We start from the raw sequence: 18492 nt of genomic DNA, 5'->3' as shown, positions 1-18492 counted from the left end.
TTTACGACCAACGAGTCCCGCTCGTGTGCAGTCCAATTGAGTGCAAGTCCAACCGCTCCGCCACTTATTTAGAAACCCAGCCTCCGGACTGGTTTTTGTCATTTCTAGAGTACGATTCCCTCTTTCTAGAAAACGAGCCCGCAAAAGTTTCAGATAACCTGCAATTTCTTCCGATGTCCCTACCTTAATTACTCTTATTCAGAAAAACACCACACAACGATGTGGTTCGATAGAACAACTTTTGTATTTAGATACTCATTGACTTTTCAACTAGAGCTCAGTGGCTCGTAAATTTGCTTGAGCATTAATGTTTGGACTTCGTCACACTCACATAGAGCGTCTTGTCCTCGCTAGTAAAGATCTCGAGGTTTGCAAAAGTGAATCTGATAGATTTTGCTAGCTATCTTTATGCATTCCTGTAGATTTTTCTCAAGTTGAAGCTATTCATTACCACTTTGGCTGTATTTAGTTGATCGAACTATAAAAGGTGCTGGGCTAGGGAATAGAGTATTGTCTAGAGGTCTAGTCGCGAACAAAGTATAAAAAAGGCAGCCAGTTGGCTGCCTAATTCTAAGAATTATCGTGGTACTTATTCTTGAGATGCTTTTGCTTCTTGTGGTTCCGATGAAACTTCTGCTTCCATGTTTTTCTCTGCTTGTTTCGCTTTCTCAATCATTGGTGTAATGGTTGAGCCTTGGATAAGGATTGAGAACACAACCACCGAGTAGGTCATCACCATGATGATCTCTTTCACATCAATCAATTTCTCTGGAATAACTAAGATACCCGATGGGATTGATAGTGCCATAGCTAGAGCGAGGCCGCCGCGCAAGCCACCCCAAGTTAAGATCTTAATAGACCAAGGATTATATTTTCTATAGCGCTTAAATCCGATGTAAGAAATGAACACGCTTAGATAGCGAGCAGCCAGTACTAGTGGTACTGAAATTGCCATCATGATCCAGTCTTCTTTGTGGAATTCGAACAGCAGCATCGACATACCAATAAGAAGGAATAGCACGCCATTTAAGAACTCATCGACCAATTCCCAAAAGTGGTCTAGATGATCTTCACTCTCTTTAGAGAAGCCAATGAAGCGCGTCCAGTTACCGATCATGATGCCCGATACCACCATCGCAAGTGGTCCAGATACGTGAAGGTATTCTGCAAATGCGTAACCAGCGGTTGGTACACCTATAGTAAGTAGTAGTTCCATTGAGTGGTCATCAGTTGCGCTGATTAGGTAATGGAAAATTAAACCTAGTACGAAGCCGTAAACGATGCCACCAATCGCTTCTTGAATGAATAGCATTGTCACACTACCTACCGTTGGAGCTTCAGTACCGAAGGCGATGGTGAATAGTGTTACGAAAATAACCAGACCAAAGCCGTCGTTAAACAGAGATTCACCTTCGATCTGTGTAGAGATTCGTTTTGGTGCATTAAGCTTTTTAACAATGGCGAGTACTGCAATCGGGTCGGTTGGGGAGATAAGCGCACCGAATAGCAGGCAGTAGACGAGGTCGAATTGAATGCCGATAGCTTGGCAGAAGCCGTAAAGAACAAAACCAATAAAGAAGGTTGAGAAGAGTGTTGCACCTAAAGCGAGTACGGTGATTTCCCATTTTTGGTCTTTGAGGTTAGGGAGTTTTATACCCAAACCACCGGCAAAAAGTAGGAATCCGAGGATACCTTTAAGAAGAAAGTCCTCGAAGTTAATGCTGGTAACCGTTTCGGTCGCTATCTCGGTGAGATGAAACCAATCATTTTGACCTGCGATTAGAATGAGGAGTGAAAGAATCATCGAACCGGCAGTGATTGCGATGGTGGTTTGCATCTTTCCTATCTTACTGTTTACAAAGGCAATAACCATTGCCGCTGCAGATAGAAAACATAAAGTATGATAGACCGACATAGAGCTCTCTATTTGTAACATTTTATGAATGGAATTCTCGGACGATGTTGACTAAATAGCAAACATTTTTTCGAGATTATTTTGTAACTCGACGGAGACAAAATAATCAGTAATTCGTATTTTAGACGTCTAGACTCCTTTAATTTGTGTGATAGGATGGAGAGATAACTAAAGGAATGAGGCTGTACTGTGGGAAGTAATGTAAGACAACAGATTGAAGCTCAATTAAAGCAACGTATCTTGCTGATCGATGGTGGTATGGGCACCATGATTCAGGGATACAAACTTGAAGAGCAAGACTATCGAGGAGAGCGCTTTGCGGATTGGCATTGTGATCTAAAAGGCAACAACGATTTGTTGGTGCTTACTCAGCCTCAATTGATTAAGGAAATTCACAGCGCTTACTTAGAAGCAGGCGCTGATATTCTTGAAACCAACACCTTTAACGCGACGACGATTGCGATGGCTGACTATGAAATGGAAAGCCTGAGCGAGGAAATCAACTTTGCCGCAGCAAAGCTTGCGCGTGAAGCCGCTGATGAATGGACGGCAAAAACGCCAGAGCGCCCACGTTATGTTGCGGGTGTGCTTGGTCCAACAAACCGTACTTGTTCTATCTCCCCTGATGTAAACGATCCGGGCTATCGTAACGTCAGCTTCGATGAGCTTGTTGAGGCTTATTCAGAATCCACTCGAGCGCTGATAAAAGGTGGCTCTGATCTTATTCTGATCGAGACTATCTTCGATACACTTAATGCTAAAGCTTGTGCCTTCGCAGTTGATAGCGTCTTCGAAGAATTAGGTATCGAGTTGCCAGTTATGATCTCCGGTACCATTACCGATGCTTCTGGACGCACCCTCTCAGGTCAAACTACGGAAGCCTTCTATAACTCTCTTCGTCACGTTAACCCGATTTCATTTGGTTTGAACTGTGCGCTTGGTCCTGACGAACTGCGCCCGTACGTAGAAGAGCTTTCTCGTATTTCGGAATCTTTTGTTTCTACTCACCCAAATGCGGGTCTACCGAACGCTTTTGGCGAGTATGACCTTTCTCCAGAAGATATGGCGGAACACGTTAAAGAGTGGGCGGAGAGTGGTTTCCTCAACCTAATTGGTGGTTGTTGTGGTACCACGCCAGAGCATATTCGCCATATGGCAATGGCAGTTGAAGGTGTGAAACCTCGTGATTTGCCTGAGCTTACGGTTGCTTGTCGTTTATCCGGTCTTGAGCCTCTTACTATTGAAAAAGAGACGCTGTTTATTAACGTAGGTGAGCGTACTAACGTTACTGGTTCTGCTCGATTTAAACGTTTGATCAAAGAAGAGCTCTATGATGAAGCGCTAGAGGTCGCCCGACAACAAGTTGAGAACGGCGCTCAGATCATTGACATCAACATGGATGAAGGCATGTTGGATGCAGAAGCCTGTATGGTTCGCTTCCTAAACCTATGCGCGTCTGAGCCTGAGATCTCTAAAGTGCCTATCATGGTCGACTCTTCTAAATGGGAGGTTATCGAGGCGGGTCTGAAGTGTATTCAAGGCAAGGGCATCGTAAACTCCATCTCTTTGAAAGAAGGTAAAGAGAAGTTTGTTGAGCAAGCAAAACTGATTCGTCGATACGGTGCCGCAGTTATCGTTATGGCGTTTGACGAAGTTGGTCAGGCAGAAACACGTGAACGTAAGCTAGAAATCTGTACTAATGCTTACCGTATCTTGGTTGATGAAGTCGGCTTCCCACCAGAAGACATCATCTTTGACCCGAACATCTTTGCAGTTGCGACGGGTATCGAAGAGCACAACAACTACGCCGTGGATTTCATCGAAGCGGTTGCAGACATCAAGCGCGACTTACCTCACGCGATGATCTCTGGTGGTGTGTCTAACGTTTCCTTCTCATTCCGCGGTAATAACTACGTTCGTGAAGCGATTCATGCGGTGTTCCTATACCACTGTTTTAAAAACGGTATGGACATGGGCATCGTGAACGCGGGTCAGTTAGAAATTTACGATAACGTTCCTGATAAGTTACGTGAAGCAGTAGAAGATGTGGTTCTTAACCGCCGTGATGATTCGACCGAGCGACTACTTGATATCGCGGCAGAATACGCCGGCAAGGGGGTCGGCAAAGAAGAAGATGCTTCTGCACTAGAGTGGCGTACTTGGGCGGTAGAAAAACGTCTAGAGCATGCGCTGGTTAAAGGCATTACTGAGTTCATCGTTGAAGATACCGAAGAAGCTCGCCTTAATGCCTCTAAGCCACTTGAAGTCATTGAAGGTCCATTGATGGACGGCATGAACGTGGTTGGTGACTTATTTGGTGAAGGTAAGATGTTCCTTCCGCAGGTAGTGAAATCAGCGCGTGTTATGAAGCAGGCGGTAGCGCACTTAGAGCCTTTCATTAATAAAGAGAAGCAAGCCGGTTCTTCCAACGGTAAGATTTTGTTGGCTACGGTAAAAGGTGACGTTCACGATATCGGTAAAAACATTGTTGGCGTGGTTCTACAATGTAACAACTATGAGATCATCGACCTTGGCGTAATGGTGCCATGTGAGAAGATCCTCAAGGTAGCCAAAGAAGAAAACGTCGACATCATTGGTCTTTCTGGTTTGATTACTCCGTCCCTCGATGAAATGGTTCATGTCGCCAAAGAAATGGAGCGTCTTGACTTCGATCTTCCACTTCTGATTGGTGGTGCAACAACATCCAAAGCGCATACGGCGGTCAAGATTGAGCAGAACTACAAACATCCTGTGGTTTATGTCAATAACGCTTCTCGTGCGGTTGGTGTATGTACTTCATTACTTTCAGACGAACTTCGTCCTGGCTTTGTTGAGAAACTGGACGTGGACTATGAACGCGTACGTGATCAGCATAACCGCAAGAAGCCGCGCACCAAGCCTGTTACTCTAGAAGAAGCACGAGCGAACAAAGTCGCGATTGATTGGGATAAGTACACGCCTCCTGCTCCTGTGAAGCCGGGCATTCATATCTTTGATGACTTTGAAGTGTCTACTTTGCGTAAGTACATCGACTGGACGCCTTTCTTTATGACTTGGTCGTTAGTCGGCAAGTATCCAACAATCTTTGACCATGAAGAAGTGGGTGAAGAGGCGCAGCGCCTGTACAAAGACGCTAACGAGTTATTGGATCGTGTTGAGCGTGAAGGCTTACTCAAGGCGCGAGGTATGTGTGGTCTGTTCCCTGCTGCAAGCGTGGGTGATGATATCGAAGTCTACACCGACGAATCGCGTACAGAAGTGGCGAAAGTCCTGCATAACTTACGCCAGCAGACGGAGAAACCAAAAGGCTTCAACTACTGTCTGTCTGATTATGTTGCACCGAAAGAGTCTGGTAAGCGCGATTGGGTTGGTGCTTTTGCAGTAACTGGTGGTATCGGTGAGCGTGAACTTGCCGACGAATACAAAGCGCAGGGTGATGATTACAATGCCATCATGATTCAAGCGGTAGCGGACCGTCTGGCGGAAGCATTTGCTGAGTATCTACATGAGCGTGTGCGTAAAGAGATTTGGGGTTACGCTGCGGATGAAGCTCTGTCGAATGAAGAGCTGATTCGTGAGAAATACCAAGGTATTCGTCCTGCTCCTGGCTACCCAGCATGTCCAGAGCATACTGAGAAAGGACCGCTTTGGGAGCTGATGAATGTTGAAGAAAACATTGGAATGTCACTGACATCGAGCTATGCGATGTACCCAGGTGCATCTGTATCGGGTTGGTACTTCTCGCATCCTGACTCTCGTTACTTTGCGATCGCTCAGATCCAAGAGGATCAGTTGCAAAGCTATGCTGATCGTAAAGGCTGGGATAGGATCGAAGCGGAGAAATGGTTAGGTCCGAACATTAACGGTTAACCAAACCATATAGAAACTAAAAGGGCTGCCATGCGCAGCCCTTGTTTATTAGTGAATGAAAGCAGTCTTATTGCTCGAACAATTCAGTATGCAGTTTTTGGATCGCTTGGCGAGATACGGACTCGTGAACAAGGAAGCACAGGTTATGTGGGCTTGCTCCGTAACAGATCATACGTAGGTTGAAGTCTTCTAACGTGCCAAATACTTGCTTCGCATAGCCTTTGCTTTCACTCATGTTGTTACCAATCAGAGCGACGAGGCATAGGTCGTGCTCCACTTCTACTTTACATAGCTCTTCAAGCTCTTCACGCGCGGCTTGTGGCAATTGAGGAGCGCCGCCAGACGTGTCTGTTTGATCAAGAGTGAGTGACACACTAATTTCAGATGTGGTGATCAGGTCAACAGAGATTTTGTGCTTCGCTAGGATCTCAAATACTTTGGCTAAGAAGCCGTATGCGTGGAACATGTTAGCACTGCGTAATGTCACCATGGTTTGGTTGCAGCGCAGAGCAAGTGCTCGGAATAAAGGTGAGCTCTCTACTTGGTGGCGGATCCATGTACCACCTTTTTCCGGTTCTTTAGACGAGCCTACGAATACAGGGATGTCGTGACGAAGTGCCGGAACCAGTGTTGAAGGGTGCAGAATTTTTGCGCCGAAGTTTGCCATCTCTGATGCTTCGCTAAAGCTGATCTCTGGGATTGGCGCTGCTTTTGAGGCGATACGTGGGTCTGTGGTATAGATGCCCGGAACGTCAGTCCAAATCTCTAGACCTGCTGCTTTCACACCTTCTGCAATGAGTGCTGCACTGTAGTCACTGCCGCCACGGCCAAGCGTGGTGGTATTGCCTTCTTCATCTGAGCCAATAAAACCTTGGGTGATAACCACATATTCTTGGCAAAGTGGTACTAACTTTTCTTGTGCTAGCTGCGAAATTGTCTCGACATTAGGTTCAGCTCGACCAAAATTACCATCGGTTTTTAGCACGTCGCGAATATCAAAACGAACTGCGTTCACACCACGCTCACGCATTAGTTGTGCAAGGATATGAGTCGACATTAATTCACCACAAGCGACTAAATGGTCTGTCAGTTTGGTGCTTGCTTGGATTGAAGCAGCCTCTGCCAAGCTCGTGACGGTATCAAGAATCGAATAAACCTCAGCTGCTGCTTCGGTTGCGTTTTCTAGCTGCGACAGAATCGATTCGTGGATACCTGCTAGTTTCTGAAGTACTTCTGCTCGATGTTCTTGGTCTTGAACACCATTTGCCAGCTCAACCAATAAGTTAGTGACACCTGAGCAAGCGCTGCTGACGATAAGACGAGTATTTGGGTTGTTTTCTATGATAGTGGAGCAACGACTCATTGCCTCAAAGTTGGCAACACTGGTTCCACCGAATTTTGCTACGTTAAATGCGCTCACTGCGTTCTCCCACGACTTCCTGAAAAAATAACAACAATTAATTGGTTGCCCAATACATCCAATGTTTGGTGAGGAAAGGAACAGAGCAAATAGAGAGGTAGTTAGAATGTAATTTGAAAATTTACCCTCAGAAGCTCTTCATCATACGGCGCTGATGACAGTTGATGGGACTCAACCCAAGTCAACCGACAAGTCAAATCCTGCAACTTTGACTTACCTCGGCACTGCTCCCCCTGAGTGATTGGTATTGGAATTGCGGCTCCACAAATCACCTGCCTGGGCAGTGCTCCTCTTCTGCATAAAGCTTAAACATTGAACGGTTTTGCTGTCACATTGTCAACCAATATCTCAACCATTATGAAAGTTTTTATTAACGAATTTGTGACAGTGGTTTGACCTCTATACTTAGGGCTAATTGCCGATAGAGGAAAAATCTATTAGGGTGAAAACTCCGATGCCTGAGCCAGCATTTTACATAGAACTTTTATAACGCTCAGGATGAATGACTGCAATCAAGGAGCTGACATGTCGATCCAAAGCTTTATTCCCCCACATCGTATTTTAATGGGACCTGGTCCATCTGATATTTCACCTCAGGTTTTACAAGCGCTTAGCCGTCCAACGGTTGGTCACCTAGACCCACTTTTCATTGCTATGATGGATGAACTAAAACAACTGCTTAAATACGCTTTCCAAACGGAAAATGAATTTACTATCGCAGTCTCTGCGCCGGGTAGTGCAGGTATGGAAACGTGCTTTGTCAACTTGATTGAAAAGGGCGACAAAGTCATCGTCTGCCGCAATGGTGTTTTCGGTGAGCGTATGCGTGAAAACGTGGTTCGTGCTGGTGGGGAAGCGGTTGTCGTCGATGATGAGTGGGGAACGCCTGTATCGGTCGATAAAGTTGAAGAAGCGTTAAAGCAGCACTCTGATGCTAAGATTCTTGCTTTTGTTCATGCAGAAACGTCGACGGGCGCGGTGAGTGACGCTCAAGTCTTGGGTAAGCTTGCGAAGCAATACGGTCTGCTATCGATTGTCGATGCCGTGACTTCGCTTGGTGGTGTACCTCTCAAAGTCGATGAATGGCAGTTAGATGCGGTGTATTCTGGCAGCCAAAAATGTTTGTCTTGTGTTCCTGGCTTATCGCCAGTGACTCTTTCTCCGGCTGCTATTGAGAAGATTCAATCCAGGACGACACCGGTTCAAAGCTGGTTCTTGGATCAAAGCTTAGTATTAGGTTACTGGAGTGGAGAAGGCAAACGCAGCTATCACCACACTGCACCGGTGAATAGTTTGTATGCGCTACATGAAGCTCTACTTATCCTTAAAAATGAAGGCTTAGAAAATGCATGGGCGCGTCACCAGTTAATGCATGAGAAGCTTAAAGCGGGTCTGCAAAAACTAGGTTTTGAATTCGTGGTAGAAGAAGAATATCGACTACCGCAATTGAATGCGATTTATGTCCCTGAAGGAATTGATGAAGCAAAAGTGCGCAATCACTTACTTGAAACCTACAACCTAGAGATTGGTGCAGGTCTTGGTGCACTGGCTGGTAAAGCATGGCGAATTGGACTGATGGGCTATGGTGCTCGACCTGAAAATGTAGCTTTGTGTTTGCGAGCTTTGGAAGAGTCACTGACTGAATAAATCGCCTCGGTAATGAGGTAAAGAAAAGCGAAGGTTATTCCTTCGCTTTTTTGGATTTATTGCTCAGCGCTGGACGTTGGTGTTGGTGAGGCTGAGATTGCTTGGGAAGGTGGCTGATAGTTGACGCCACTGAAATCAATTTTAGGGAACAAGAACTGTGCCTCTGCACGAATTTGTTCTGCCTTGCTTGTGTCATCCAACCCTTGATATGCCAGTATCAAGTTGTTGTAAAACGCTGGGCGCGGCTTGTCTTTAATGATTTCCAAAGACCAATCAATGTAAGGCTGAATCAAGGTTGGATCTTGTTTATATAAGCCGATGTTTAAGAAAGTACTGTATACATCCCAATCGAAACGATCTTTCCAAACTACAGGATTTGTCACCTGATTCAAGATGTCCGGGTTGGTCGGGCGCGTTGTTTCAAACTTGGTTAAGACATAGTTGGTGTGCAATGCGCTAACCATATAGAAAGTAAATACTGCTGGAATGACGAGGCTACATACTCGCAATAAACTTTTGGTTACTTTGCTAAACGGTGCTTGGCGGTAACGAGAAACTCGTTGGTCGACCCAATAAAGCAGAATCACAAAGATCAGCCAATGCACCAATGAATGATAGAAGGGATATTCTAATTGCGAGTGCAGCACGATTGGAATAAACAGTGCCAGCAGTGCTAAGCGAGTACCACGTTTGGCTTGGTAGATGCGATATAGCACTAACGCCATTGCCAAAAAGATCCCCAGAATTGGCAACAATCCGCCCTCTACCGCCCAGTACAACAATTCATTGTGCGGGTGATCCATCGATGGCAAGCCCGCAGGATAACTTTCATTGAGTGCATGCTGACGCGCTGTGTATAGCATGTATTCTGACTCAAACTTGCCGTAACCGTACCCAGTGAATGGCTTCTCAATCACCATGTCCAATGTTTGTGGGAAGGTGTAAGCACGTGGTGACTCCATATTCACCTTTTCACTGGCAAGACCGTTTCCATCTGGGAAGGCAATATTCATCACCACAGTCGACAGCGCGAGACCTGTTGCCATCGCCATTACCCATCGAACAAAACGTGCACGCGTTGCAAAGCGATACATGTATGGAATCACCAGCAAAATAGCAATGATGGATGCTAGCCAACCAGTACGAGAGGCAAGGGCAACGATAAGAGGCAGTGTCAGTACAGGTACGGCGTACAACAGGTAAATATCGCTGAGTTTACGAGAATATTTGTAAGGCTGTCTGGCGAGTAGATAGCTGGCAATCACTAAACCAGTTGCAAGGAAGCTCGCCATGACATTTGGTTGCTGGAAGATGCCATAAGGGCGGTTAGCTATCGTGTCGTATCCAAATACGTTTCCTGGTTTAAGGTAAAGATATTGCGTTAAACCGAAAATCGCTTCGATAACAACGGCAAGGACAATAAACCACAACAAGCGCTGGCGATGCTTGTTACTGAAGTGGAACTGCTGCAGTACAACGAAGAACAACATGCCGCACCACAGACCAATCAGCTTATTTGCTGCAAGCGCACTATCCGCATTGGGGTATAAGATTGGCAGCGTCATGATGATACAGCTGATCAGCAGACCAATTGTTAATTTGGAGTAGCGTAATACACGATTGGTCGCAAGTTGGTAGCAGCCAATACCAAGTGCAAAGCTGAACGCAATCCACGTGGTCGCATTAAAAGACAGTGCTAGTCCAGAGCCACCCGGATTAGGCATGAAGAAGTGCATCGCCAGCAGAAAGAGTGCTGCTAACGCGATGAGAAACTTGCGGTTAAGAGGAACTTGGACTTTCCCTGGAGAAAGCTTAGTTCCACTGACGTGTATAGTTGCCATAGTTATTGTGTTGTTTTGAATGAAAAAAAGACCAGCATTGGCTGGTCTTTGTACTTTACCTGTTTTTTCTACTTCAACATAGGCTTAAGGAAGCGAGCTGTGTGCGAACCTTCGATCTGAGACACATCTTCAGGCGTTCCTTGTGCGATGATCTCACCGCCGCCTTGTCCACCTTCAGGACCTAAGTCAATAATCCAGTCTGCCGTCTTAATTACATCGAGGTTGTGCTCAATGACGACAACGGTATTTCCGTGGTCTCGCAGACGGTGCAGTACAGTTAGTAGCTGCTGGATATCGTGGAAGTGCAGACCGGTTGTCGGCTCATCCAAAATGTATAAGGTTTTACCAGTATCACGCTTAGACAGCTCTCGAGCCAGTTTCACACGCTGAGCTTCACCACCTGACAACGTAGTTGCTGCTTGACCTAAGCGAATGTAAGACAAACCAACATCCATTAGCGTTTGCAGCTTACGAGCAATCGCTGGCACTGGGTCGAAGAAAGTACGTGCATCTTCTACCGTCATTTCTAGTACTTCATCAATGGTCTTGCCTTTGTAACGAACCTCAAGTGTTTCGCGGTTGTAGCGTTTACCTTTACACACATCACAAGGAACGTAAACGTCAGGTAAGAAGTGCATTTCCACCTTGATTACGCCGTCGCCCTGACAGGCTTCACAGCGACCACCACGAACGTTAAAGCTAAAGCGCCCCGGTTTGTACCCGCGAGAGCGCGACTCTTGTGTACCCGCAAACAGTTCACGAATCGGAGTAAATATGCCTGTGTAAGTGGCAGGGTTTGAACGTGGTGTGCGACCGATAGGGCTTTGGTCAATGTCGATAACTTTATCGAAGTGCTCTAAACCTTTGATCGCTTTGTATGGTGAAGGGTGCGCCGTTGTTGCACCGTTTAATTGAGTATGGGCAATCTTAAAGAAGGTATCGTTGATCAGAGTCGATTTACCTGAACCGGATACACCGGTGATACAACTGAACAAGCCAACAGGAACGGAAAGATCGACATTCTTTAAGTTGTTACCTGTCGCGCCAAGTAGTTCAACGGTTTTCTTTGGATCGCGTGGCGTACGCTCTTTTGGTACCGCAATCTCTTTCGCGCCACTGAGGTACTGACCAGTCAGTGAGTTCGGATTGGCGATAATCTCGTCCATCGTACCTTCAGCGACCACGTTACCACCGTGTACACCTGCGCCTGGACCGATATCGATCACGTGATCAGCGCAACGAATCGCATCTTCATCGTGCTCAACCACTAATACTGTGTTACCCAAATCTCTTAAGTGGGTTAGGGTTTTCAATAGGCGTTCGTTATCACGCTGGTGGAGACCAATCGATGGCTCATCTAGAACATACATGACGCCCACTAAACCAGCACCAATTTGGCTTGCTAAACGAATACGTTGAGCTTCACCACCCGATAGGGTTTCCGCGCTGCGCGATAAGTTGAGGTAGTTCAAACCCACGTTAACTAAGAACTGCAAGCGGTCGTTGATTTCCTTCATCACTTTTTCAGCGATTTGGGCGCGTTGACCTTCTAGTTGCAATGAGTGGAAGAATTCCAATGCGTCGGCGATGCTGAGCTCAACGATCTCTGGTAGTGTCGTATCAGCAATAAAAACGTTACGTGCTTCTAGGCGCAGACGTGTACCGCCACAGCTTGAGCAAGACTTGGTCGAGATGTATTTTGCGAGCTCTTCACGTACTGAGTTAGATTCAGTATCGCGGTAACGGCGTTCAAGTGTATTCAGAATCCCTTCAAAAGGATGACGCTTAACACGAATGTCACCACGATCGTTAATGTACTTAAACTCGACTTCAGTACGCCCCGATCCTTTAAGAATGATGTCTTGGGTTTTCTTTGGTAGAGAGTTAAATGGTGCGTGAAGATCGAAACCGTAGTGATCCGCCAGTGCAGTCAGCATCTGGAAGTAGTAATAGTTCTTTTGATCCCAACCTCGAATCGCACCTTGTGCCAAACTCAGCGTTTCATCTTGAATGACTCGGCTTGGATCAAAGTATTGCTGCACGCCTAAACCATCACAAGTGCCACACGCGCCTGCAGGGTTGTTGAACGAGAACAAGCGAGGCTCAAGTTCTTGCATGCTGTAGCCACAAATTGGACAAGCAAAGTTGGCTGAGAAGATCACTTCTTCGCCTTCGCCGTCCATTGGTGCCACAACCGCAATACCACCAGAAAGCTCTAGCGTGGTTTCGAAGGATTCAGCTAAACGTTGCTGCAAATCTGGGCGAACTTTAAAGCGGTCCACAACTACTTCAATAGTGTGTTTCTTGTGCAGTTCTAGCGGCGGCGGATCAGAAAGATCGCAAGTTTCACCATCGATACGTGCGCGGATGAAACCTTGAGCTGCTAGGTTCTCCAGTGTCTTAACGTGCTCACCTTTACGCTCCTTCACGATAGGAGCAAGTAGCATCATTTTGCTGCCTTCTGGCAACTCTAAGACTTTATCGACCATTTGGCTGATGGTTTGTGCTGCTAGAGGCGTATGGTGTGTTGGACAACGAGGTTCACCAACGCGTGCGTAAAGCAGACGCAGGTAGTCGTACACCTCAGTAATAGTACCAACAGTAGAGCGTGGGTTATGTGATGTTGATTTCTGCTCAATCGAGATTGCAGGAGACAAACCTTCTATGTGGTCAACATCTGGTTTTTCCATAAGAGACAAAAACTGGCGTGCGTAAGCTGATAAGGATTCGACGTAACGTCTTTGACCTTCAGCATACAAAGTATCGAATGCGAGAGAGGATTTACCAGAACCACTCAAACCAGTAATGACAATCAGTTTATCGCGGGGGATAGTGAGGTTGATGTCTTTGAGGTTATGGGTGCGGGCACCACGAACTTCTATTTTATCCATCGTTTTTGCTCTATGTATAACCAAGTGACGCAAGTATTACATAGTGTGAGAAATGTGCAAAGAAAATACTGGACAAAAAAACAGTAAAAGAAAGCCCAGCATTAAGCTGGGCTTTAGAATCAGTAAGTTTGAGTTATTTACACTTCTTTCTTCGTTGCGTGTTTACCTAGCTCAGACTTCTTTTCGTCTTTTAGGTATAGGTTTTCGAAGCAGTAGTTTGTGGCTTCGATGTAACCTTCTACGCTACCACAGTCGAAACGTTGACCTTTAAATTTGTACGCCAATACACAACCTGCTTTTGCTTGCTTAAGCAGTGCGTCAGTGATTTGGATTTCGCCGCCTTTACCCGGTTCCGTGTTTTCGATCAGTTCGAAAATGTCTGGAGTCAGGATGTAACGACCGATGATCGCTAGATTACTTGGTGCAGTGCCTTGTTCTGGTTTCTCAACCATGTCGTCTACGCGGTAGATGTCATCTTTAATCATCTCACCAGAGATTACGCCGTATTTATGAGTTTCTTCTTCTGGTACTTCCTGAACAGCAACGATTGAACAACGGAACTGTTTGAATAGCGCTACCATTTGAGCCAACACGCCTTCCTGCTCGTTCACACAAAGGTCATCGGCAAGTACTACTGCAAATGGTTCATCACCGACCAATTCGCGACCAGTAAGGATTGCGTGACCTAGACCTTTCATCTCACGCTGGCGGATGTAAGTGAAGTTTGCAGAGTCAATGATTTCACGGATATCAACCAATAGTTCTTCTTTGTTTGTTCCGCTGATTTGGTGTTCCAGTTCGTAGTTTTTATCGAAGTGGTCCATGATTGAGTGCTTACCACGACCTGTTACGATGCACATGCCATTCATGCCAGCTTGGATGGCTTCTTCTACACCGTACTCAATCAGTGGCTTGTTCACTACAGGCATCATTTCTTTAGGCATAGACTTAGTCGCTGGGAGGAAGCGCGTACCATAGCCAGCTGCAGGGAACAGACATTTTTTAATCATTGGGGGAATATCCTTTCTCATTTTTTAATCAAGAATCTGGGCATCACTTTAACACGAGAGATGCATATGAATCATGAATTAAGTAGGAAAAAGTACGTCAATTTGAGCCTAAATAAGCATGAGCCATCACTGTATGAGCGAAATTGTGTTGTTCATCTGATTTATGACAACAGGTTTTGGTCTGCCCAAGCGATAGCTTGAACGCGATTCTTTACGGAGAGCTTTTTGAATATCTGATAAAGGTGAGATTTAATGGTGAATTCACTGACGAACAATTCTTCTGCCATTTGATTGTTAGATGCTCCTGCTTGAAGACAACGTAAAACTTGCAACTCACGGATGGTTAAGTCCACGGTTGCTGGGGCGGTGTGCGTGCTGAGGACATTGCGATAATAGTGAAGCAATTGACTAGTGACATTTCTTGGCAACCAGTTCTGACCATTCACGATTTCTCTCAAGCCTTCACCTACCTGCTCTAGAGAGTCTTCCTGATAAAATACGCCTTTTAGTTGCCCAAAAGACAACAACTCATCGGTGGTTAAGCGTTTAGGAACATTGAATATGACCGTTTCAAAATTCTTCCAAATTAAAGGCAAGTTTTTGATCGATTGTACGAGTGTTTTATGTTCACTAAAGTCAATCAACAGGATTTTATTGCGATGCTTTGGATTGGCTTCCATCAGTGCTTGTGTGGAGATGACAGGGATATCAATATCAGTGTATTTCACGAGTGCTTCGACTTTTTTCTCTGCGTCGTCTTCCATACTGATCAAAAACAATTTTCTCGCATAAGCTGATTTTTTCACGCGCCCTAATCTCCTTGAGTGAAGTTCCATGAGGTCAAAAACGCAAATACGGTGTCATCAATCACAATTTGGAGCCATAGCGTTAGAGAGGAAATGCGTTGAGATTCAAAGGTTCGCGAAACGATATCTGCAAAACGAATCAAAAATGCTACGCCTAGAGGTTGGAGTGAGATTTTGATTCCACAATTTCTAATCTCAGAACACAATGGGATTAGGCTTTAATCAAAACACCAAAGCGTGTATTCTTATGCGCTAAAATTTTATATATAGATCCAGAGTGAAACGGAGCACATCATGGCCAGCCGTGGAATTAACAAAGTTATTTTGGTGGGGAATCTAGGTAACGACCCTGAAATTCGTTACATGCCTAATGGCGGTGCAGTAGCAAACATCACGATTGCAACTTCTGAGTCATGGCGTGATAAAGCGACTGGCGAACAGCGCGAAAAAACAGAATGGCACCGTGTTGTGTTATTCGGCAAGCTTGCTGAAGTAGCGGGTGAGTACCTACGTAAAGGTTCTCAAGTTTACGTTGAAGGTCAACTTCAAACTCGTAAATGGCAAGACCAAAGTGGTCAAGATCGCTACTCAACAGAAGTGGTTGTTCAAGGCTTCAATGGCGTAATGCAAATGCTTGGCGGTCGTGCTCAAGGTGGCGCTCCAATGGGTGGCGGTCAACAACAGCAACAAGGCGGCTGGGGTCAACCTCAACAACCGGCTCAACAGCAGCAATACAACGCTCCTCAGCAACAGCAACAACAGGCTCCGCAGCAACAACAGCCGCAATATAACGAGCCGCCAATGGATTTTGACGACGATATCCCGTTCTAAAATCTAATTGATATTGAATTTAAAAGGCCGCGAATTTCGCGGCTTTTTTATTCCCGTTATGTTCTGTCATTGTGGTTCACATTATTTCCGTATCGCCACAAAAAGGCAGCAACTCTCAAATATCGAATGATGCCTTGTTTCTTTCCGCCTCAGCTTCTCACATTCATACGAATGCGATTGTTTACTGAACGCTTATCAAGTATAAACATTTCAACAAGGTATATGATGAATAGAAAAGGAATTTGGTATTCATGAGGTATACCCCAACTCTTAAGCTAAGCACGCGGCTGGTGGCTTTTGTCACCATGATCGTCATTTGCGCAATGTTTATCTTGTTTGTCGGCGGCACCCTCTCTTTTAAGCGACTAGGGCAAGAGTATCTCAACCATTATTTGGAAGGGATCGTTGAAGTGGTTGATAAAGAGATGGAAGACCCTGACGCAGCATATTCCATGCAGCGTTGGATGCCAAAGATGCTACAGGCAAGTAACATTGTTGAGATGACGCTCTCGACGAATAACGCCGTCGTATACCGCTTCAAAGACACCTCCCACAAGATAGACAGTTCCATGTTGTTTGAGCATGAGTTTCAGCTCACTCACAACCAAGACTATGTCATCTACTTTAAGGCTATTCCTCCTTATTTAGGCTACGGCTATTCAATGCAAGCTTTGTGGTCGATTACGCTCGCGGTCATCTTGATCATCTTCTGCTTGATGCGTGGTGTTGCATGGCTCAAAGAACAACTTGCTGGCTCTGAAATGCTCGAAGAGCGCGGTCGTATGATCTTAGCTGGGCGGGTTGAGCAATACGCGAAAGGTGATGAGCGAGAATGGCCATACACGGCAAGCGAAGCATTGGATGTATTAATTGAAGAGCTGCAAGATGCCCGCCAAGAGCGCAGTCGCTTTGATACCTTTATTCGTACTCAAACTTTCCTCGATAAGTTAACTGGTACAGCAAACCGAGTTTTGTTTGATAGTAAGCTTGAATCGGCGCTGTTAGAAAGTGGGGCTCGTGGCGCAGTGATGCTGATACGAGTTCAAGATTGGAAATCTGTAGAAGAAGAACAGGACAAACAAACTTGCGATGAATTTATCGTTGAGATTGGTAGTTTACTGTCCAATTTAGTTCAACGTTATCCCGATGTCGTATTTTCTCGTTACTACGATGCTGACTTTGCGCTTTTCTTACCTCACCAAGCAGCGAAAGATGTCGCAAATTTGGCGTCTCAATGTATTCGCCAATTAGAAAAACTCCATCCTCCTTATCCATTGGATTCTGATAACTGGTGTCATATCGGAATCACCATGTACAAAGAAGGAGAGCGTCATAGCCAAATCATTGATGAAGCAGAAACCGCATTGCGTAGTGCCCAATTGCAGAACAACAATAATTGGAGCCGTTTTAAAAAGTGGAATCATGATGAAGAAGCACGAGGCAGTGTGAGATGGCGTACGCTATTTGACACAGCACTCACGTCTGAAAATGTGATACTCTACGCACAATCAGCCTATTCAATAAGTGATGTGGCGCATAAAAAACCATTGCACGAAGAGTTAACATGTCGGATTCGCGATCCGGAAAATGGCATTGTTAAAGCTTCTCGTTTTATTTCTGCCGTTCGTCAAGTCGGCTATGAAGCGCAAATGGATCGCGCCGTTATTGGTACATTCTTAAAAGACTTTAAACACAACTTTGATAGCTCTAAGCAATATGTACTTAATCTTCATGTTGTGCCTTTTGGGCAGCGAGAATATTTCAAGTGGTTCCGTGATGAACTCTTACAATTGTCACGGGAGCAAAGAAAGTGTCTCATTTTTGAGTTTGTGGAAGCACAATTTGTAAGACACTTAGACTTTATGCGACCAGTCGCTAAAATGCTGTCCGGTTTAGAATGCTACGTAATGATTGGGCAGGCCGGACGTACCATTGTCAGCACGCATTACTTAAAAGAAGTAGACATTCGTTATCTCAAGCTTCATCGCAGCTTGGTAACAAAGATCGATCAGAGACATGAAAACCAGTTGTTTGTTCGCAGTATGTTGGGTGCGGCCGCAAACAGCAAAACAAAAATAATAGCAGTGGGTATTGAGAATAAGCACGAGTTGAACACGCTTAATGAGTTGGGTGTTCACGGTGGGCAAGGGCGTTACTTCTCTTCTGAAGAGCAGTACCTTCCTCGTTCTACACCGGCGCCGACTTCTCAATCTGAATCCCAAGTTAAACTGGGACGAAGAAATCGCTGGCGAAAAAAATAA

At 45.4% G+C, this 18492-nt stretch carries 10 protein-coding genes and 1 riboswitch; of the genes, 4 read left to right on the top strand and 6 right to left on the bottom strand.

The annotated features are described in order from the left end of the window. Positions 1–589: 589 nt before the first annotated feature. Positions 590–1915: a cation:proton antiporter gene (locus tag VHA02S_RS11145; RefSeq protein ID WP_009698830.1), complete on the bottom strand. Its 1326-nt coding sequence runs from the start codon at positions 1913–1915 to the stop codon at positions 590–592. Positions 1916–2104: 189 nt separating this feature from the next. On the opposite strand from VHA02S_RS11145, the gene metH reads away from it, so the two are divergent. Beyond that, positions 2105–5785, top strand: coding sequence for a methionine synthase (gene metH, locus VHA02S_RS11140; RefSeq protein WP_038898310.1), 3681 nt, complete (start codon positions 2105–2107; stop codon positions 5783–5785). Positions 5786–5852: 67 nt separating this feature from the next. Here metH and lysC read toward each other — a convergent pair whose 3' ends face one another. Then, the gene (lysC, locus tag VHA02S_RS11135) at positions 5853–7205 is read right to left on the bottom strand and encodes a lysine-sensitive aspartokinase 3 (protein ID WP_009698828.1); all 1353 of its coding nucleotides are present in this window, start codon (positions 7203–7205) and stop codon (positions 5853–5855) included. A 123-nt stretch (positions 7206–7328) separates the two neighbouring features. Further along, positions 7329–7507, bottom strand: a riboswitch (Lysine riboswitch). Between the two features lie 223 nt (positions 7508–7730). On the opposite strand from lysC, the gene VHA02S_RS11130 reads away from it, so the two are divergent. Next, positions 7731–8852 (top strand): pyridoxal-phosphate-dependent aminotransferase family protein, encoded by a 1122-nt coding sequence (locus VHA02S_RS11130; RefSeq protein WP_038898311.1) that lies wholly within the window; start codon positions 7731–7733, stop codon positions 8850–8852. A gap of 56 nt (positions 8853–8908) precedes the next feature. Here VHA02S_RS11130 and VHA02S_RS11125 read toward each other — a convergent pair whose 3' ends face one another. The 4 genes from VHA02S_RS11125 to VHA02S_RS11110 form a co-directional block, all read right to left on the bottom strand. Beyond that, entirely contained in the window at positions 8909–10693 is a 1785-nt protein-coding gene (locus VHA02S_RS11125; RefSeq protein ID WP_038898312.1) for a PglL family O-oligosaccharyltransferase, read from the bottom strand. 68 nt (positions 10694–10761) lie between these two features. Further along, positions 10762–13584 carry an excinuclease ABC subunit UvrA gene (gene uvrA / locus VHA02S_RS11120; RefSeq protein ID WP_009698825.1) on the bottom strand — a complete coding sequence of 941 codons (2823 nt, stop codon included), beginning with the start codon at positions 13582–13584 and terminating at the stop codon, positions 10762–10764. 137 nt (positions 13585–13721) lie between these two features. Beyond that, complete coding sequence (gene galU, locus VHA02S_RS11115; protein ID WP_005444317.1) at positions 13722–14594, bottom strand: UTP--glucose-1-phosphate uridylyltransferase GalU; 873 nt, start codon at positions 14592–14594, stop codon at positions 13722–13724. Positions 14595–14755: 161 nt separating this feature from the next. Beyond that, entirely contained in the window at positions 14756–15400 is a 645-nt protein-coding gene (locus VHA02S_RS11110; RefSeq protein ID WP_009698824.1) for a LuxR C-terminal-related transcriptional regulator, read from the bottom strand. 294 nt (positions 15401–15694) lie between these two features. Here VHA02S_RS11110 and VHA02S_RS11105 point away from each other — a divergent pair, with 294 nt between their 5' ends. Next, positions 15695–16231 carry a single-stranded DNA-binding protein gene (locus VHA02S_RS11105; protein WP_038898313.1) on the top strand — a complete coding sequence of 179 codons (537 nt, stop codon included), beginning with the start codon at positions 15695–15697 and terminating at the stop codon, positions 16229–16231. Between the two features lie 251 nt (positions 16232–16482). Continuing rightward, a complete protein-coding gene (csrD, locus tag VHA02S_RS11100; protein ID WP_009698823.1) occupies positions 16483–18492 on the top strand; it encodes an RNase E specificity factor CsrD in 2010 nt (669 codons plus the stop codon).

The sequence above is a fragment of the Vibrio harveyi NBRC 15634 = ATCC 14126 = KCTC 12724 genome (genome assembly GCF_001591145.1).
Classification (GTDB): Bacteria; Pseudomonadota; Gammaproteobacteria; order Enterobacterales; family Vibrionaceae; genus Vibrio; species Vibrio harveyi.
This window is presented reverse-complemented; position numbering and strand designations above follow the sequence as displayed.